The sequence below is a fragment of the Micromonospora sp. M61 genome (genome assembly GCF_018070245.1).
Lineage (GTDB): Bacteria > Actinomycetota > Actinomycetes > Mycobacteriales > Micromonosporaceae > Micromonospora > Micromonospora zamorensis.
Window position 1 is genome coordinate 40,352 of the sequence record NZ_JAGPYA010000001.1, and the last position, 19,157, is coordinate 59,508.

The window sequence follows — 19,157 nt, forward strand, 5'->3', positions numbered from 1 at the left end:
CCAAAAGTCCCCGAGCCGTGTGCGGGAGGGGGCGCCGATGACCAGCACAGCAGCGGCCGCCCACCGTAACCTCGGTCGGTCGGCTGACGGGGGAGGTCGATGACCTCCGGTCCAGCCGGTGGCTCGTTCGACCGGCTCGGGGTGCGGGGCACACCGGTCCGGTTGCTCGTGCTCACCGCCGCCGTCGCGCTGACCGCCGTGGCCGCCGCCGCAGTCGGGCTGACCCTGCCGGTCAGGCTGCCGGTCGACGACCCCCTCGGCGGTCCGGCCCGCTTCGGCATCGCCGTCGCCGTCCTCGCTCTCGCCCAGCTCGCCCGACTGCGGTTCCGTTCGTCCGCGGGCATGGTCAGCATCACCTGGGGCGAGGCCGCGCTGATCGTCTGCCTCTACCTGGCTCCCGCCGGCTGGCTCCCATCCGCCACGCTGCTCGGCACCGGGCTGGCCTGGACGATGCTCTCGCTGCACAACGACCGCCGCCCGGTCCTCGAGCTCGTCCGGATCGCCGCGTCGCTGGCCGCCGCGTCGGCACTGGCCGTCTCCGTGACCACCGCACTCGGGCGACCGCTGCTCGCCCCGCCCACCCCGAAGCTCGCGCTGGCCCTGATCGCCGGGTCGGTGACCTATCTCCTGGTGACCGCCTGGCTGGGCGGGGTGACGCTGGGCCTGCGGCACGGCCTGCCGATCGGGCCGCCGCTGCTCGCCGCGCTGCGCGGCAAGCTGTTGATGTTCGTCGGCAACGTGGCGGTCGGCCTCGTCGTGGTCGCCCTCCTGGAACTCGACCCGCGCTGGTTGCTGTTGCTGCCGCCGCTGCTCTGGCTGCTGCAACAGACCTACGGTTACCGGCTGCGCTCCGATCAGGAGCGCCGCACCTGGAGAGCGTTCGCCGAGGCCACCGCGGCCCTCAACCAGCTCGACGAGCGCGGCGTGGCCACCGCGGCGGTCACCGGAGGGCTGACGCTGTTCAACGCCGAGCTGGTGGACGTCGACGTGGCGCGGGCCGACGGCCGGTGGCACCGGTACCGGGGCGACGCCGGCGGTCAACTGGTCGACCGCGAGACGGACCCACCGGACCAGTCGGAGCCCGACGAGCACGAGCTGAGCCGGGCACTGTCGGTCGGCGCCGCACCAGTCGGTCGGCTGCGGGTGCGGTTCCCCCGCTCGGCCCCGCCCACCGCGCGGGAGCGCGACGCGGTGGCCGCGTTCGGCGACGCGCTCGCCGCCGCGCTGCACGACGCCGCGACCCACCGCGAGCTGCGGCTGGTGACCGCCCGTTCGTCGTACGAGGCGGTGCACGACCCGCTCACCGGGCTGGCCAACCGGGCGGCGATGCTCGGCAAGGGCGACCAGTCGCTGCGGCAGCTCGCGCACGATCACCCGGTGGCGCTGCTCCTGCTGGACATCAACCAGTTCAAGGAAGTCAACGACACCCTCGGCCACGCCGCGGGCGACCAGTTGCTGCGGCTGACCGCGAACCGGCTCGACGCGCTGGTCCGCCCCGGTGACCTGCTCGGTCGGCTCGGTGGCGACGAGTTCGCCATGCTGCTCACGGCGGTGCCGGTGCTCGGTGACCGGGCCGCGCCGATGGCCCATGCACTGCGCCAGGCCCGCGAGATCGCCGAACGGCTTGCCGCGCCGACCGAGGTGGCCGGCGTACGGATGTCGATCGAGGTTTCCGTCGGGGTGGTGGTGGCCGACGCCGGCACCGCCGACCTGACCGAGCTGCTGCGCCGGGCCGACATCGCGATGTACCAGGCCAAGGAGGGCGGCGGCAACGTCGCCGTGTACGACGGCGCCCGGGACGCGGCCAGCACCGACCAGCTCGCCCTGCTGGCCGAGCTTCGCGAGGCGCTCCTGGTCGACGACCAGCTGGTGTTGGCGTTGCAACCGGCGGTCGACCTGGCCACGGGTGCGCCCACCGGCGTGGAGGCGCTGATCCGCTGGCAGCATCCCCGGCGCGGGTGGCTGAGCCCGGCCGACTTCATCCGGCCGGTGGAAAACAGCGAGCAGCTCGGCACCTTCACCCGGTACGTGCTGGACAAGGCGCTCAGCGTGGCCGCCAGTTGGGCGCGGGAAGGGCTGGACGTCCCGATCTCGGTCAACCTGTCGGCCCGCAGCCTGCTCGACCCCCGGCTGCCGGCGGAGATCGCCGACGCGCTGCGCCGCCACCAGGTGCCGCCGCACCGGCTCGTTCTGGAGATCACCGAGACGGTGGTGATGAGTGAGCTGGAGGTCATCGACGAGGTGCTGGCCACGCTCCGGTCGATGGGCGTGCAGCTCGCGGTCGACGACTTCGGCACCGGCTTCTCGTCGCTGACCTTCCTCACCCGGATCGCCGTGGACGAGTTGAAGGTGGACCGCTCGTTCGTGATCCGGATGACGGACTCGCCGGAGGCGGCGGCGATCGTACGGACGACAGTGGGGCTCGCCCACGAGTTGGGCCTGCGGGTGGTCGCCGAAGGGGTCGAGACCGCCGAGCAGCGGATGGCCCTGGCCGAGCTGGGATGCACCTCCGCGCAGGGCTACCACTTCTTCAAGCCGATGCCGGCCGACAAGATCGGCGCGGTGCTCGGTACGCTGCGCGACTCGGCGGAGTCGAACGTGTTCCGGCTGCGCGCCGACGGTGCCTCCTGACCCTCCCGCACTAGTCGGTCCCGACGCCGACACCGTGGTGGTCCGGCTGAAGAAGGGCTGACGGGTCCCGGCCCGGGCCGGAGGCCCGGGCCGCCGCAACCCGGTCCTGAGGCTCCGGCCGCCGGACCATCCGGGTGGAGCCCGCGCGGTCCGCGCCAGGGCTGGTTATGGTCGTGGGCGTGAACCGACTCGTCGACGCCACCAGCCCGTACCTGCTCCAGCACGCGGACAACCCGGTCGACTGGTGGCCCTGGTCGGACGAGGCGTTCGCCGAGGCGAAACGGCGGGACGTCCCGGTGCTCATCTCGGTCGGCTACGCGGCCTGCCACTGGTGTCACGTCATGGCGCACGAGTCGTTCGAGAACGAGCAGGTCGGCGCCCTGATGAACGACAACTTCGTGTCGATCAAGGTGGATCGTGAGGAGCGCCCGGACGTGGACGCGGTCTACATGACCGCGACGCAGGCGATGACCGGCCAGGGTGGCTGGCCGATGACTGTCTTCGCCACCCCGGACGGCACCCCGTTCTTCTGCGGCACCTACTTCCCGCGGCCCAACTTCGTCCAGTTGCTCCAGTCGGTCACCACCGCCTGGCGGGAGCAGCGCGAGGAGGTCGTGCGCCAGGGCGCCGCGGTGGTCGAGGCGATCGGCGGCGCGCAGGCCGTGGGCGGCCCCACCGCCCCGCTGGACGCGCCGCTGCTCGACTCCGCGGCCGGCCGGCTGGCCAGCGAGTACGACGCCACGAACGGCGGCTTCGGGGGCGCCCCGAAGTTCCCACCGCACATGAACCTGCTCTTCCTGCTGCGCCACCACCAGCGCACCGGCGACCCGCGCAGCCTGGAGATCACCCGGCACACCGCCGAGGCGATGGCCCGTGGCGGCATCTACGACCAGCTCGCCAGCGGCTTCGCCCGATACTCGGTGGACGCGCACTGGACGGTTCCGCACTTCGAGAAGATGCTCTACGACAACGCGTTGCTGCTGCGGCTCTACGCCCAGCTGTGGCGGCTCACCGGTGACCCGCTGGCCCGGCGGGTGGCGCGCGACACCGCCCGTTTCCTCGCCGACGAGCTGCACCGGCCGGGCGAGGGCTTCGCGTCCGCGCTGGACGCCGACACCGAAGGCGTCGAGGGGCTCACCTACGCCTGGACACCCGCGCAGCTCGTCGAGGCGCTGGGTGAGGAGGACGGCCGCTGGGCCACCGACCTCTTCGCCGTCACCGACGAGGGGACCTTCGCCCCTCATTCCGCCTCCGCGCCGCAAGACGGCACTCCGGACGGAAAGAAGGGCGTCGAGCACGGCATGAGCGTGCTCAAGCTCGCCCGGGACGTCGACGACGCCGCACCCGAGGTGCGGGCCCGCTGGCAGCAGGTCGTCGGGCGGCTGCTCAGTGCCCGGGACACCCGGCCGCAGCCGGCCCGCGACGACAAGGTGGTGGCTGCCTGGAACGGCCTGGCGATCACCGCCATCGTCGAGTTCCTCCAGGTGGCCGCGTTGTACGCGTCTCCGCAGGACGAGGACGCCAACCTGATGGACGGCGTGACGATCGTCGCCGACGGCGCAATGCGCGACGCGGCCGAGCACCTGGCCACCGTGCACCTGGTGGACGGCCGGCTGCGCCGGGTCTCCCGGGACGGCAAGGTCGGCGAGCCGGCCGGCGTCCTGGAGGACTACGGCTGCGTTGCCGAGGCCTTCTGCTCGCTGCACCAGCTCACCGGCGAGGGCCGTTGGCTCACGCTGGCCGGCGAGCTGCTCGACACCGCGTTGGCGCACTTCGCCGCGCCCGGTGGTGCCTTCTACGACACCGCCGACGACGCGGAACGGCTGGTGGCCCGGCCCGCTGACCCGACCGACAACGCCACCCCGTCCGGCCGGTCGGCGTTGATCGCCGGGCTGGTCGCGTACTCGGCGCTGACCGGGGAGACGCGCTACCGGGAGGCCGCCGAGGCGGCGCTCGCCACTGTCGCGCCGATCGTCGGTAAGCACCCCCGATTCACCGGCTACGCCGCCATGGTCGGTGAGGCGTTGCTCTCCGGGCCGTACGAGATCGCCGTGGTGACCGACGATCCGGCTGGCGATCCCCTGGTGGCCGCGGCTCGACGGCACGCCCCGCCCGGGGCCGTGGTCGTCGCCGGGCAACCGGACCAGCCCGGCGTGCCGCTGCTCGCCGACCGTCCGCTGGTCGACGGGCGGTCCGCCGCGTACGTCTGCCGGGGGTTCGTCTGCCAGCGGCCGGTGACCTCGGTCGAGGAGCTGGTCGCCGAGCTCAGCTGAGCGCCCCGCCACGCCCTGTAGTGCCCGCGCTCCCGGCGCCGCCCGTCTCCGGACCGGTCCGGCGGCGCGGGTGCCGGCCCTCCGGGTGGGCGTGCCGATGGCCCGGATAGGCTGGCCGCGCTATGGATTCCCGTACCGGTCTGCCTGTTGTCGGCATGGTGGGTGGCGGCCAGTTGGCCCGGATGACCCACCAGGCCGCGATCGCCCTCGGCCAGTCACTGCGTGTGCTCGCGACCGCCCCCGACGACGGTGCGGCGCTGGTCGCCGCCGACGTCCAGTACGGCGACCACACCGACCTGGCCGCCCTGCGCACCTTCGCCAAGGGCTGCGACGTCGTCACCTTCGACCACGAACATGTGCCCTCGGAGCACATCCGCACGCTGGCGGCGGAAGGGGTGACCCTCTACCCGCCGGCGGACGCGCTGCTGCACGCCCAAGACAAGCAGGTCATGCGGGAACGCCTGACCGAGCTGGGTGCCCCCAACCCGCTGTGGCGGCCGGTCGGCGAGCCCGCCGACCTGGTCGACTTCGGTGAGCAGGTCGGCTGGCCGGTAGTGCTCAAGGCGGCGCGCGGCGGCTACGACGGCCGGGGCGTGTGGATGGTCGACGACGCGACCCAGGCCGGCGAGCTGGCAGCAACGCTGCTCGCCGGCGGCACCCGGCTGATCGTCGAGGAGCGGGTGCCGCTGCGTCGGGAGCTGGCCGTGCAGGTCGCCCGGTCGCCGTTCGGCCAGGTGGCCGCGTACCCGGTGGTCGAGACGGTGCAGCGGGACGGCATCAACGTGGAGGTGCTGGCCCCGGCGCCCGGCCTGGACGAGGAGCTGGCGGTCTCCGCCCAGCAGCTCGCCATCGACCTGGCCACCGCGCTCGGCGTGATCGGCCTGCTGGCCGTGGAGCTGTTCGAGGTGCGCGACGAGGCCGGTCGGCCCGCGATCGTGGTCAACGAGCTGGCCATGCGGCCGCACAACTCCGGGCACTGGACCATCGAGGGCTCCCGCACCTCGCAGTTCGAGCAGCACCTGCGGGCGGTGCTGGACTACCCGATGGGCGACACCTCGCTGACCGCGCCGGTGGTGGTGATGGCGAACGTGCTCGGCGGAGAGCCGGGCGGAATGTCGATCGACGAGCGGCTGCACCACCTCTTCGCCGCCGAGCCGGGCGCCAAGGTGCACCTGTACGGCAAGCAGGTGCGACCCGGCCGGAAGGTCGGGCACGTCACGGTGCTCGGCGACGACCTGGATGACGTACGGGCACGCGCGGCGCGGGCCGCGCGCTGGCTGCGTGAGGGGCACGAGTGACCACCTCGGTCGAGAAGGAGACCCCAGTGACCACGGTCGGGCTGATCATGGGCAGCGACTCGGACTGGCCGACCATGCGGGCCGCCGCCGAGGTGCTGGACGACTTCGGCGTGGCGTACGAGGTGCGGGTGATCTCGGCGCACCGGACTCCGGTCGCGATGATCGAGTACGGTCGGGACGCCGCCGACCGGGGCCTGAAGGTGATCATCGCCGGGGCTGGAGGTGCCGCCGCGCTGCCGGGCATGGTCGCCTCGGTGACGCCACTGCCGGTGATCGGTGTGCCGGTGCCGCTGAAGCACCTGGACGGCATGGACTCGCTGCTGTCCATCGTGCAGATGCCGGCCGGGATCCCGGTGGCCACCGTGTCGATCGGCAATGCCCGCAACGCCGGCCTGCTCGCCGTACGGATCCTCGGCGCGAGCGACGACGGCCTGCGCGCCAGGATGACGACCTACCAGGAGGACCTGGAGAAGCTGGTGGCGAGCAAGGAAGCCGCCCTCCAGGCAACCCTCCCGTAGCTCGCGTCAGACCCCAGCCTCGTCGATCATGCAGTTGTGGTGCCGATAAGAAGGCACCTTGGGGGCTTTTGTCACCCACCACAACTCCATGATCGACCCCAGCCGCGAACCCCGGCCCACTCACCGCGCCCACTCACCCACGCCGCAGGGCCCCTCCGATTTATCTCATGCCGCGTAGTGCGGTCTGGAGGCGTTCCTGGGCGCGGCGTCGGCGCTCGTTGCTCGCGCCGAGCACGAGCAGCAGGATGCCGACCGGGATGAGCGCGAGCCACGGGCCGAGGCTGAACAGGGCGTGGATCGCGGTGATCGCGGTCACCGAAGCGCCGACGATCACCGGTGCCTGCTGTTGGGTGGACGAGCCGAAGATCAGCACCGCGACCGCGCCGAGCAACAACAGCATCTGCCGCAGCGTGCTGGACTCGGTGGCCAGCACGATGGCCAGCGTCGGTACGAAGGCGGCGACCAGCGCCGGCCCGTACGCCACCCAGCTGCTCAGGTCCGCTCGGTGGCGCAGCTCCAACACCCCGACGAGCAGGGCCAGGGCGGCGAACGGCAGCGTGTACGCCTCGGGCAGCGCCACGTCGGCGACCCGCATCAGGATCCACCACGCGGTGATCTCGCAGACCACCACGGCCCAGAACAGGATGCGGCGTTCCACCGGCCGACGACCGGGTCGGGTCGCCGCCACCCCGAGGACCGCACCCCAGGCCGCCAGCAGGGCGGCGATGTGTCGGGGCGAGTCGAAGGCGAGGGCCAGGGCGATCAGCGCGGCAGCGTAGCCACTCCATTCGACTGTGGAGGCCTCGCGCTGCGCCTCGGGGCGGCGCAGCCGGGGCAGGGTCGCGGCGAGCACCTGCAGGACCGCTCCGACGGCGAGCACCCCGAACGCGGACCAGACCGCTGCCAGCCCGGCGACCAGGCCGGCGGTGAGCACGAAGAGCTGCGCCATGAGCGAGGCGAAGAGCCAGCCGAGGATGCGTGCCCGCTGGGTGGTGCCGAAGAAAGCACCGACCGCGCCCACCCCGACGGCGCTGCCGAGGGTGAACAGGGTCAACTGCCGGTCGGCCAGGCTGCCGGCGAGCCCGGCGCTGCCACCGGCAAGACCGATGGCGAACACCAGCACCCGGGCCAGCCGCAGTGAGCGGGCCCGCTCGGCCAGCGGCGGCGGTGGGGTCAGCGCGAGACCGAGCATCGCGATGGTGAAGACGGAGAGCGCGGCGACGCTGCTGGCCGGCCAGCCCCGGCCCAGCGCGGTGGGCGCGATCAGCAGGGTGACGGCTGCTCCGGGCAGCACCACCGGGACGGCCCGGGAACGACGCCCACCGCTGAACCCGGTGGCGGCCAGCGCGGCGGTCGCGGTGAGCAGCAGGGCCGTCAGCACGTGGGTCGGGTTGACCACGTCCGGCGGTGGGGTGAGCAGCTCCGGTGGCGGGCCCTGCCAGATCCGGGTCAGTGTGCGGTGCGGCTCGACCAGTGCGGTGACCAGCGCGGGCGTGATCGAGGCGAGTGCCAGGGCGGTCGGAAGGGCCGCCGCGGCCAACGCGCCGGCGGCCGGGTTGAACCGCCACCGCCGTCGCTCCGGGTCGTCCGGCAGTCGACGGAGTGCCCCGTCGAGCCGTACCGCCCAACGCCGGACCGGCTGGGCGGCGCCGGTGGGCGGCACGGTGGCCGCGCGGATCAGCTCGGCCAGCACGCCGAGCAGGGCGGCGGCGGCCGCGTAGACGCCCGCGGGGAGGCCGGTGGGGATGGCGGCGAGGGCGCTGATGCTGGCACCGCCGACCACCGCCGCGCTGACCCAGGGCAGATATTGCGGCACCTCCCGGCGGACCGCGGCCACGGCGGCCAGGCCGAGGCTGGACGCGGCCAGCGCGGCGGTCAGCACCACCTCCGCCGAGTGGTCGAACTCTGCGGCCAGCGCCGCCACCGAGCCGGGGAGGGCCAGCAATGCGGCACCGATCGCCGCACCGCCGATCTGCGCCAGGTGCGGTGGCATCCCCTCGGTCTCGATGTCGGTCACCTGCGGGCCAGCCAGCACACGGGCCAGCGCGGCCACCACCACGCCGATCAGCGCGATGCTGCCCAGGGCCAACGCTGTGGTCCAGGGTCGGACCAGGCCGGCTCCGGCGGCGTGCAACGCGACCACCCCGGCGACGGTGGCCCGGGACAGGGCCGCGCGGGCCTCCTCGGTGGCAACCGCGGCGATGCCGTACACGGTGGCGACCATCCCGCCGATCAGGACCGGCGACCACCAGGCCAGGTCGAACGCGGCCGGCGCGCCGATCGTGGCGAGCACCGCCGCCACGCCGGACACGTCCCACCGCCAGGGCGGCGGGAGCAGGATGCCTGCCGCGACGGCCAACAGCGCCAGCGCGACCGGAGCCTGCCAGGTGGAGCCGCCGACCGGCGCGGCGGGCCAACCGATCAGGTCGCCCTTCCAGATCGGACCGGGTGTGGCGAGCACACCGACGCCACCGCGCACCGCCGACCAGCCGGCGAGTACGCCGATGAGGGCACCGCCGACGGCGAGGCCGAGGATCGGCCCGCGTCGCCACTCCTCCGGCATGGTGCGTGCTGCCACGGCGACCACCAGGACCAGTGCGGCGGCCACCGCCAACTGCCCGCCCGGGGCGAGCACCGCACCGATCCGCACCAGGGTGGCGATCAGGGCGGTGGTGACCGCGGCGGCGGCCAGGTCCGAGCCGTCCAGGGTGAGGTCGGCGCGTCGGCCGGCGTCGATCGACGGGGCCAGGAAGAGCAACACCGCCGCGACCAGCAGCAGCGCGCCGACCCAGGCGTCGGCGACGGTCGCACCGGGTGCGCCGAACGCGGCGGCGGTGACCACCAGGGCGCCCAGCCCGGTGCCGACCGACAGCGGCGCGGGGATGCGGCGCTGGGAGACCTGCACGACGGCGGCGTAGCCGAGGGTCACGCAGACCGCCAGGAAGCTGGCGGCCAGGACCGGGACGGTCACCTCCCGGAGGCTGGCCGGGGTGGGGGTCGGGTCGGTCGGCATGGTGGCGGCCACGAACGCGGCCACGGCCCCGGGTAGCGCGAACGCGGCGCCTCCGGCCGCCCAGGCGGTGACGGTGTCGGAGGCGGCCGAGGCGATCCGGACCCGGGGTGCCAGGGCGACCAGCGTGCCGGCCGCGAACAGGGTGAGCAGGACCGCGGCGGTGAGGGTGGGGCTGGCGAGGCTGGCGCCAGCGCCGAACAGGCCCACCACGGCCGCACCGACGGCGTGTGCCACCGCGGCTCGGTCGGTGCGGGCGGAGAGCCCGATGACGCCGATGCCGATCGAGGTGGCCACCATCGGCCCGGGTGCCGCCGCCCAGCCGAGACCGAACGAGGCGGGAACGGCGAGTGCGGTCAGCGCCGCGCCGGCGACCGCGAACTCGCGGCGGATCTCCGGGGGCAGCGCCAGCACCGCCGCGATGGTGAGCAGGAATGCGGCGCCCGCGAGCTGCCACGTGTTCGGCCCGACCGCGGCGGCCAGCTCGGCCGGGTACCGGCTGAGGTCGGCACCCCAGGCGGGCAGCGACGCCCGGACCGGCGCCACCCCGGCGCGTAGCGCGCCTCCGGCGACCACCACACCGCTGACGGTCAGCGCCACCGCCGAGGCGATCTGTGGGCCACGCCGGGCGGTCTCGGGGACGGCGCGCACTGCCAGCCCGGTCACCGTGATGACCACCGCGATCAGCAGCAACGCCCGGTCGGGCAGCGCCACCGAGGCGATTCGGCTGAGTGCGCCGATCACGGCCAGGGTGACGATGCCGGCCGCGACGTCGGGCAGCGGTGGTCGACGCAGCACCAGCGCGCCGGCCAGCCCGACCGCGGCGGCCAGCAGCAGCACCATCCCGGCGCCGGTCGCGGTCGGCACGGTCTGTGCCCGCAGCAGGGCGGTGACCGCGTACGCCAGGGCGACGGCGACCGCCACCGCGTGCAGCAACCAGGTCAGCTCGCGTAGCCCGGGCACCGGGCGCAGCGGCAGGGTGTCGGCGGAACCCGCGCTGGCGTCGATCAGCTCGCCGGCCTCCTCCGGGTCGCCCTCCGGTCGGCTCTCAGCGCTGCGCTGGCGGGGCGCCGACGGGGTGCCCGGCACCGGCAGGTCCTGCCGGACGGGGCGTTCCAGGGCCACGCCGGAGCGGGCCAGCCAGAGGTCGACGAGGGCGACCAGAGTCAGCACCAGCGCCCAGCCGCCCGGCCCGGTGATCCGGTCGTACGCCAGCAGCGGCAGCACCGGCTGCGCGGCGAGGACGGTGGCGAAACGGGGTGCCCGCAGGCCCGTCAAACGGGCGTAGCCGAATGCGACGGCTGCCGTGACCGCGAAGATCACCCCGCTGAAGACCGTGGCGGAGCCGCCGCCGGTGCCGATCCGGTCCACCGCCCAGAGGGCGTTGCCGGCGAGCGGCACCAGCAGTAGGCCGACCGCGGCGATGGTCTCGGCGGTCGAGGTGAGCCCGCGCCGGGCCAGTGCCGGCGGGGCGAGCAGCATCAGCACGGTGGCCAGGAGCAGGATGCCGAGCCGCGCCACCGCGTCCATCGAGCTGGTCGCCACCGCGGCGAAGACCACCGCGGCCACCCCGAGCAGCAGCGCGCCCAGCCCGAGGGGGATGTTCTGCACCTCGCGCGACGACGCCTCCGGCGGGTGCTCCGGGTCGTCCGCGTCCAGCCACCTCGCCCGGGGCGGGGGCGGCGGCGGGTCCTCCGGGGTGGGCGGGGTGTTCTGCCGGGGCACCCGGGGTGGCGCTCCGTTGGTGGCGGTCGGTGGCCGCCGGCCGGCACGGCGGCGCAGCACCCGACGTGGCCGGGTGGCCTGCTTGAGTCGCTCCTCGCTGGCGTGGGCGAGGATGTCGCGCTGGAAGAGCGCAGCCTGCATCTTGGCGGCGATCTGCCGTTGCTCGCGGGCGATGGCGGCGTCGCGGGCCTTCATCTCCGCGATCGAACGCTCGATGTCCGCCAGGTGCTCGACCCACTGCGGCTGATCAGCCCCACAGTGCGGGCATCGCACGGCCGGCTTGATCTCCCGGCCGCACGAGGAGCATTGAAAGGTCGCCACGACACCCCTCCACCCGCACTGTGGACTTCCACTGTCGCAGCATGCCCAAAGCTGGCGCAGATTTCGACTCTTGTCGGCGGGTCCGGGGCAAACAACGACACCGGCCGGCCACCGAATGCTCGGTGGCCGGCCGGTTGGGGTCGTGCGGTCAGGGGCGGCCCATGCCCCGGTATTCCCAGCCGGCCTGGGTCCACAGTGCCGAATCGAGACAGTTCCGGCCGTCGACCACCATGCGGCCGTTGACCAGCTCGCCAAGGGCGACCGGGTCGGCGTTGCGGAAGTCGGCCCACTCGGTGAGGACGCAGACCAGGTCGGCGCCGGCGACCGCCTCGTTGATGCCGGCCTCGTAGGTCAGCTCGGGGACCGCGCGGCGGGCGTTCTCGGTGCCCTGCGGGTCGTACACGTGCACTTCCGCGCCGGCCTTGTGCAGCAGCGCCGCGACGGCGAGCGCCGGGGCGTCCCGGACGTCGTCGGTGTTGGGCTTGAACGTGGCACCGAGCACGGCGATCCGGGTGCCGGAGAAGTCCGGGCCGGCCGGCCCGGAGCGGCGGCCGAGCAGATCGGCGGCGAGGTTGAGCACGCGGGTACGGCGGCGGAGGTTGATCAGGTCGACCTCGTGCAGGAAACGTAGCGCCTCGCCGGCGCCCAACTCCTGGGCCCGGGCCTGGAAGGCGCGGATGTCCTTGGGCAGGCAGGCGCCACCGAAGCCGAGGCCGGCCTGGAGGAACCGGTTGCCGATCCGCGGGTCGTACCCGATCGCGCGGGCCAGTTGGGTGACGTCGCCACCGGACGCCTCGCAGACCTCGGCCATCGCGTTGATGAAGGAGATCTTGGTGGCCAGGAAGGCGTTCGCGGCGACCTTGACCAGCTCGGCGGTGGCGAAGTCGGTGACCACCAGGGGCACCTCGCGGTCCTCCGTGGCGGCCAGGTCGAACACGCCCTTGTGCGCGGCGTAGAGCATGCCGTTGGCCCACTCGCTCTTCACGCCGACGACGATGCGGTTGGGGCGCAGGACGTCGTCGACGGCGAAGCCCTCCTGGAGGAACTCGGGGCTCCACGCCACCTCGACGTCAAGGTCGCCGGGGGTGTGCTTGCCGACGAGCTGCTCCACCCAGTCCGCGGTGCCGACCGGCACTGTGGACTTGCCGACGATCAGTGCCTTGCGGGTCAGGTGCTGCGCGAGGCTGGTGACCGACGCCTCGACGTACGACAGGTCGGCGCCCATCCCGTCGGCCCGCTGGGGGGTGCCCACGCAGATGAAGTGCACGTCACCGAACTCGGCGGTCTCGGCGATGTCGGTGCTGAACCGGAGGCGTCCGGCGGCGAGGTTGCGCCGCAGCAGCTCGTCCAGGCCGGGTTCGTGGATGGGCACCTGGCCGGCGTTCAACATCGCGATCTTGTCCGCGTCGACGTCGAAACCGAGCACGTCGTAGCCCAGCTCGGCGTAGCAGATGGCGTACGTCGCACCGAGGTAGCCAGTCCCCAGGAACGTCACCCGCGGCCGAGGAGCGCCCGAGGGCGGTGTCACCGCGGCGATGGCGGGGGTCGGCTGGATGGTGGGATAGGGGATCGTCACGCCTGTATCTCCGCTCGCACTGGCGGCGCGTCGTCGCGTCGCATTCTGCCGGGGCGCCTAAGCGGGGCACCGAAGGGGTGGCTCACTGTCTGTCCTCCATCATCGCCCAGCGGCGTGGGTGCACCCGCATGGCCCATGCCTACGCGCCGGTAACATCACCTGAACTGCAGTCGCTAGTCTTCAGTCTGCGCGGTCGGCGGTCAGGAGTCGTCACAGACTGCGCATGATAGCGGTGAAGGGGAGGGGCCGACATGGCCGCAGGCGAGTCGTTCGACGTCTACCGGTTGCCCGAGGAGCACGTGGCGATCCGGGACGCGGTCCGGGAGGTCTGCACGGCGAAGGTGGCGCCGCACGCCGCCGAGGCCGACGAGACCGGAGAGTTCCCCAAGGCGTCCTACGACGCGCTGAGGGGGTCCGACTTCCACGCACCGCACATTCCCGAGGAGTACGGCGGCGCGGGCGCTGACGCGCTGGCCACCGCCATCGTGATCGAGGAGGTCGCCCGGGCGTGCGCGTCCTCCTCGCTGATCCCGGCGGTGAACAAACTTGGCACGATGCCGCTGTTGTTGTCCGGTTCCGAGGAGCTCAAGCGCCGCTACCTGACGCCGGTGGCGGCGGGTGAGGTCATGTTCTCGTACTGCCTCTCCGAGCCGGAGGCGGGCAGCGACGCGGTGTCGATGACCACCCGGGCGGTGCGTGACGGGGATCACTGGGTGCTCAACGGGGTGAAGCGCTGGATCACGAACGCCGGCGTGTCGGAGTTCTACACCGTCTTCGCCGTCACCGACCCGTCCGCGCGGTCCCGGGGCATCTCGGCCTTCGTGGTCGAGAAGTCCGATGCCGGGGTGAGCTTCGGCGCGCCGGAGAAGAAGCTCGGCATCAAGGGCTCGCCGACCCGCGAGGTCTACCTCGACAACGTGCGGATCCCCGCCGACCGGATGATCGGCGCGGAGGGCACCGGCTTCGCGACCGCGATGAAGACCCTGGACCACACCCGGGTCACCATCGCCGCGCAGGCCGTCGGGATCGCGCAGGGCGCGCTCGACTACGCCAAGGGGTACGTGGCTGAGCGCCGGCAGTTCGGCAAGGCCGTCGCCGAGTTCCAGGGCATCCAGTTCATGCTCGCCGACATGGGCATGAAGCTGGAGGCTGCCCGGCAGCTCACGTACGCGGCGGCCGGCAAGTCGGAGCGTGGCGACGCGGATCTGACCTACTTTGGCGCGGCAGCCAAGTGCTTCGCCTCGGACGCCGCCATGGAGATCACCACCGACGCGGTGCAACTGCTGGGCGGCTACGGCTACACGCGGGACTACCCGGTCGAGCGGATGATGCGCGACGCCAAGATCACGCAGATCTACGAGGGCACCAACCAGGTGCAGCGCATCGTCATGGCTCGGCAGCTGCTCAACGGTCTCGTCTAGGTTCTTCTCCCGCCTGGCTCCGCCCAGACTGACGTGACATGACGAAGGCCGGCACCGCCTTGGCGGTGCCGGCCTTCGTCCGTGGTGACTACGTGAGCCAGGGCAGTCTCCGGACCAGGGGAGTGTTGGCCCACCAGCGGCCGAGGCCGAAGGTGGCGCCGGCTCCGGCGGCGGCGATCCCGATGAGCAGGGCAGCCAGGATGAGGTGGTCGTCGATGATCGGGTTGGTCTTGGGAGGCAGCACGACGGTGTACATCATGATGAGCATCAGCGCGCCGGCTCCGGCGGCGATTCGCATCCCGATGCCCAGCAGCAGGGCGACGCCGATGGCGGCCAGGCCGACCATGAAGGCGATGTCGGCGAACGTGGTGCCGGCGAGGTTGTGGTAGAAGCCGGCGAAAGGCCCTTCCGCTCCAGCGAGGAAGCCCTTCGTGGGGTGGCCGCCGTCGACCCAGCCCTTACCGTCCGGGGTCGCGTAGCCCAGGCCGAACAGCTTGTCGACGAATGCCCACAGGAAGGTGAAGCCCATCCCGATTCGGGCGGCGAACCAGGCGTACCTGGCCACTGTCCGGGCGGTGGTGCCACCACCGGTGGCCGGCGTGTCGGTGGTGCCTGCCGCCGGCTCGGTCCCCGACGCGCTGCGGGGAGTCCGGTCGAGACGCGGGGGGACGATGGCGTTCATGGCATCCTCCATCTTTGCCGCCAGCCTGGTCGACCGGCGCTCAACTACAGTTCACGGCAACCGGCGCGGTGCCAGTAGGACCACAGGGCATCGATGCGACGGGACCAAATCCCTGTCCGGTGGGACCTCTGTCCTGCTCCCACGAGATCGGGGTCCTGGGGTCAGGCGAGATCGATCGTCTCGTCGACGTCGCGGCGACGGGCGGAAGGCCCACCCGGTTGCCCGTACCCGATCCGCATGACCATCTGAGGCGTGCCGTACCTGCCGAGGGCCAGTCGCAGCTGCTCGCGGGCTCGGGGTACCTCGATGGGTTGGGACAGCATGGAGACGGCGAGGCGGCTGTCGGTGGCGGTGAGGAGCACGCGTTGCAGCGCCTGGCCGGCGGTGATCTGGTCGGTGGCGCTGTCGCCCTGGACACCGAGCACAGCGACGAGTGGTTCAGGTTCGAAGTCCCGGCCGGGCGCGCGGGTGCGTACCCCGAAGGCCCGTTGGGGTAGCAGGTCCTGCGGTTCGGGGACCGGCCCGCCGGCCTCGACCGGGATACCGTCAACGGCGGGCGAGGTGCGGATCCACCGCGTCAGCTCCGCCCGGTAGGCACAGTCGCGTTCCAGCACCCGGTTGGCGCTGCGGGCGATCTCGGCGACCGTCTGGACCGCGCCCGCTCCAATGACCATCTCCAGCCATGCGCCCTCGGCCCGGGCGGCCTCGATCAGACGCCACCGTGCGTCCGCCGCTACCGGGTTCGGCCAGAACGGCCTGCGGTTGCTGTGCCGTCGGGGGATCGCGGAATACAGGTCCTGCTCGGCCGGAGTCGCGGGCCGTGGTCGGGCGGGGACCAGCAGGGCCACGGTATCCAGATCATGTGGATGCGGACGCAGCCGCACCTCCGCCGGAGTGCCAGCGACGGCGAGCGCCAGGCGAAGGTTGAACACGGCGGCGCCGCAACTGAGCCGTGCCGCCCAGCGGTTGGGGTCACCGACCTGCGGCAGCCGGTCCGGATCGATCCGCACCTCGATACCACCGTCGGAGAGTCGGAAACGCCAGGGCTGACTGTTGTGCAGCGACGGCGCCCGAATCGCTGCGGCCACCGCAGCGCGAAGCCCGGCAGGTGTGAACGTGGTGCTGATCATCGCGGCACATCCTTCACGGCGCAGAGATGCAGGTCAGCCCGGCCAGGTCCCGGTGTGGACCCAGCCCTCACCATCGCGTCAGCCGGGCCGCACCGGCAGGGCCGGACGTCCCAAGGGTGCGGGCCCCCGGTCCCTGTCCACCCGCGGGTGACGGGACCTTCGGCCCTGTGTCCACCGGAGCCGCACCTGTAGAAAGGGGAGATGATCCGTGTGTTCCTCCTCGACGACCACGAGGTCGTCCGCCGTGGTCTGACCGACCTGCTGCACGCCGCCGGCGACATCGAAGTGGTGGGTGAGTCAGGGTCGGCACGGGAGGCCACGGCGCGCATCCCTGCACTGCGGCCGGACGTGGCGATCCTCGACGCACGCTTGCCCGACGGCAGCGGCATCGACGTGTGCCGGGACGTACGCACCGTCGACTCGTCGATCCGGGGTCTGATCCTCACCTCGTACGAAGACGACGAGGCGCTGTTCGCGGCGATCATGGCGGGAGCTGACGGATATGTGCTCAAGCAGATCCGCGGCACCGACCTCGTCGACGGGGTCCGCCGGGTGGCGGCCGGCCAGTCGCTGCTCGACCCGGCGGTGACCCAGCGGGTGCTGGAGCGCATCCGCAACGGGGTCGAGCAGCCGCGCGAGCTGGAGATGTTGACCGAGCAGGAGCGCCGGATCCTGGGGTACGTCGCCGAGGGGCTGACCAACCGGGAAATCGCCGGAAAGATGTTCCTCGCTGAGAAGACCGTCAAGAACTACGTGTCGAGCCTGCTGGCGAAGCTGGGGCTGGAACGGCGTACGCAGGCTGCGGTGTTGGCCACCCGGCTCCTCCGCCCGCACCCCTGACCGTCAGTCGCCGAGCGGGACGCTCCAACACAGGCGCGTCCCGCGGGGTTCCGCTGGTTCCACAGCGAATTCACCACCCAGGCCGGCGGCACGCTCGCGCAGGTTGACCAGGCCGCCGCGGGCGGCGTCGGGGCTCGTGCCGACCCCGTCGTCGTCGACGGTGAGGGTGAGCCGTGGTCCGCTGACCTCGACCAGCACCTTGACCTGGCTCGCGTGCGCGTGTCGGATCGTGTTGGACAACGCTTCCCGGAGCACCGCGAGCAGGTCCGGGCGTACGGCGTCCGGCACGGCACTGTCGATCGGCCCGGAGATCTCGAGTGCCGGGCGGAACCTCAGTGACCTGGCGGCGGCGTCCACGGCGTCGCGGATCTCGGTCCGCAGGGCCGCGCTCATCGGGGTCCGTAGTTCGAAGATGGCTCGCCGGATGTCCCGGATCGTGGAGTCGAGCTCGTCGACTGCGGCGTTGATCCGCTGGCTGACCTCGGGCCGGGCGATCAGCGGCGCGCTGCTCTGCAACTGCAGCCCGGTGGCGAACAGCCGCTGGATCACCACGTCGTGCAGGTCACGGGCGATCCGCTCACGGTCCTCCAGGACGACGAGGAGTTCCCGTTCCTCCTGAGCCCGGGCGCGCTCCATGGCGAGCGCCGCCTGCGCGGCAAAGCTGGCCAGCAGTGGCACGTCGTCGTCGCTCTGCCGCACCTGACCGGCCGGGTACGCCACGACCAGGACGCCGTGCAGGGTCTCGCCCGCCGACAGCGGGGACACGACGGCCGGGCCGTCGGTGACCGGTGCGAGCCAGGGTGCCGCCTTGGCCAGACTCTCGACGACAGTGTGCCGGCGGTCCGTCACCGAGGCGGCGAAGGTGGTCTCGGCGGCCGGCAGCACCGTGCCGACCAGCGGGGGAGCCGCGCCGTCGATCGAGTCGACGACCTCGATGGTGAACTGGCCGACCTCCTCGTCGTAGAGCAGGACCAGCACCAGTTCGGCGTCCGCGACCTCGCGGGCGTGGCGGGCGACGAGGCCCAGCGCGTCGGTGCGGCGGACCTCGCCCAGCAGCACACTGGTGATTTCGGCGGTGGCGGCCAGCCAACGCTCACGACGGTTGGCGACGGCGTACAGCCGGGCGTTCTCGATCGCGACGCCGGCAGCGGCCGCCAACGCGACGGCGATCTCTTCGTCATCCTCGGTGAACTCGGCGGCTCCCCGCTTCTCCGCGAGGTAGAGGTTGCCGAAGACCTGATCCCGGATGCGGATCGGAGCACCGAGGAAACTGTGCATCGGAGGATGGTTCGGTGGAAAACCGTATGACTGGGGATGCTTCGTGATGTCCGGCATCCGCACCGGCCGCGGGTCGGCGATCAGCAGGCCGAGCACACCTCGACCGTGCGGCAGGTCGCCGATCCGGGCGTGCAGTTCGGCGTCGATGCCGTGCGTGATGAACTCCGTCAGGAGCCGGTCCGGGCCGATCACACCGAGCGCGCCGTAGCGGGCGTCGAGCAGCTCACACGCGGCCTCGACGATGCGGCGCAATGTGGTGCGAAGATCGAGGTCGGAGCCGATCGCCACCACCGCGTCGAGCAGAGCACGCAGCCGCTCACGACTGGTGACGACCTCGCCGACCCGTACGAGCATCTCCTGCAACAACTCGTCCAGACGCACCCGGGACAGCGGGCTCAACCCCAGCAGAGGGACGTCGCGCTGGTCGTCCTCGGACCTTTGGCGCCCGTCGTCA

At 72.5% G+C, this 19,157-nt stretch carries 11 protein-coding genes; 6 read left to right on the forward strand and 5 right to left on the reverse strand.

Annotation, left to right across the window (positions count from 1 at the left end; translation table 11 throughout):
- Positions 1-99 precede the first annotated feature (99 nt).
- The 4 genes from KBX34_RS00220 (at position 100) to purE (ending at position 6,720) form a co-directional block, all read left to right on the forward strand.
- Positions 100-2,631 carry a bifunctional diguanylate cyclase/phosphodiesterase gene (locus tag KBX34_RS00220; RefSeq protein ID WP_210922562.1) on the forward strand — a complete coding sequence of 844 codons (2,532 nt, stop codon included), beginning with the start codon at positions 100-102 and terminating at the stop codon, positions 2,629-2,631.
- A 179-nt stretch (positions 2,632-2,810) separates the two neighbouring features.
- On the forward strand, positions 2,811-4,904 hold the full coding sequence (locus KBX34_RS00225; protein ID WP_210922563.1) for a thioredoxin domain-containing protein: 2,094 nt from the start codon (positions 2,811-2,813) through the stop codon (positions 4,902-4,904).
- A gap of 122 nt (positions 4,905-5,026) precedes the next feature.
- On the forward strand, positions 5,027-6,202 hold the full coding sequence (locus KBX34_RS00230; protein ID WP_088946271.1) for a 5-(carboxyamino)imidazole ribonucleotide synthase: 1,176 nt from the start codon (positions 5,027-5,029) through the stop codon (positions 6,200-6,202).
- Between the two features lie 26 nt (positions 6,203-6,228).
- On the forward strand, positions 6,229-6,720 hold the full coding sequence (purE, locus tag KBX34_RS00235) for a 5-(carboxyamino)imidazole ribonucleotide mutase (protein ID WP_088951467.1): 492 nt from the start codon (positions 6,229-6,231) through the stop codon (positions 6,718-6,720).
- Between the two features lie 160 nt (positions 6,721-6,880).
- Here the strand turns inward: purE and KBX34_RS00240 are convergent, their stop codons facing one another.
- Positions 6,881-11,776 (reverse strand): SCO7613 C-terminal domain-containing membrane protein, encoded by a 4,896-nt coding sequence (locus tag KBX34_RS00240; protein ID WP_210922564.1) that lies wholly within the window; start codon positions 11,774-11,776, stop codon positions 6,881-6,883.
- A gap of 148 nt (positions 11,777-11,924) precedes the next feature.
- The gene (locus KBX34_RS00245; RefSeq protein ID WP_099850637.1) at positions 11,925-13,352 is read right to left on the reverse strand and encodes a UDP-glucose/GDP-mannose dehydrogenase family protein; all 1,428 of its coding nucleotides are present in this window, start codon (positions 13,350-13,352) and stop codon (positions 11,925-11,927) included.
- Between the two features lie 251 nt (positions 13,353-13,603).
- Here KBX34_RS00245 and KBX34_RS00250 point away from each other — a divergent pair, with 251 nt between their 5' ends.
- On the forward strand, positions 13,604-14,773 hold the full coding sequence (locus KBX34_RS00250) for an acyl-CoA dehydrogenase family protein (protein ID WP_210922565.1): 1,170 nt from the start codon (positions 13,604-13,606) through the stop codon (positions 14,771-14,773).
- Between the two features lie 88 nt (positions 14,774-14,861).
- On the opposite strand, the gene KBX34_RS00255 is transcribed toward KBX34_RS00250, so the two are convergent.
- Both KBX34_RS00255 and KBX34_RS00260 read right to left on the reverse strand, forming a co-directional pair.
- Positions 14,862-15,455, reverse strand: coding sequence for a DoxX family membrane protein (locus KBX34_RS00255; protein WP_088946275.1), 594 nt, complete (start codon positions 15,453-15,455; stop codon positions 14,862-14,864).
- A gap of 161 nt (positions 15,456-15,616) precedes the next feature.
- Positions 15,617-16,585 (reverse strand): nitroreductase, encoded by a 969-nt coding sequence (locus KBX34_RS00260; protein ID WP_247671277.1) that lies wholly within the window; start codon positions 16,583-16,585, stop codon positions 15,617-15,619.
- Positions 16,586-16,786: 201 nt separating this feature from the next.
- On the opposite strand from KBX34_RS00260, the gene KBX34_RS00265 reads away from it, so the two are divergent.
- Positions 16,787-17,425 carry a response regulator transcription factor gene (locus KBX34_RS00265; RefSeq protein WP_088946276.1) on the forward strand — a complete coding sequence of 213 codons (639 nt, stop codon included), beginning with the start codon at positions 16,787-16,789 and terminating at the stop codon, positions 17,423-17,425.
- A 3-nt stretch (positions 17,426-17,428) separates the two neighbouring features.
- Here KBX34_RS00265 and KBX34_RS00270 read toward each other — a convergent pair whose 3' ends face one another.
- Complete coding sequence (locus KBX34_RS00270) at positions 17,429-19,057, reverse strand: GAF domain-containing sensor histidine kinase (RefSeq protein WP_231927532.1); 1,629 nt, start codon at positions 19,055-19,057, stop codon at positions 17,429-17,431.
- Between the last annotated feature and the right edge of the window lie 100 nt (positions 19,058-19,157).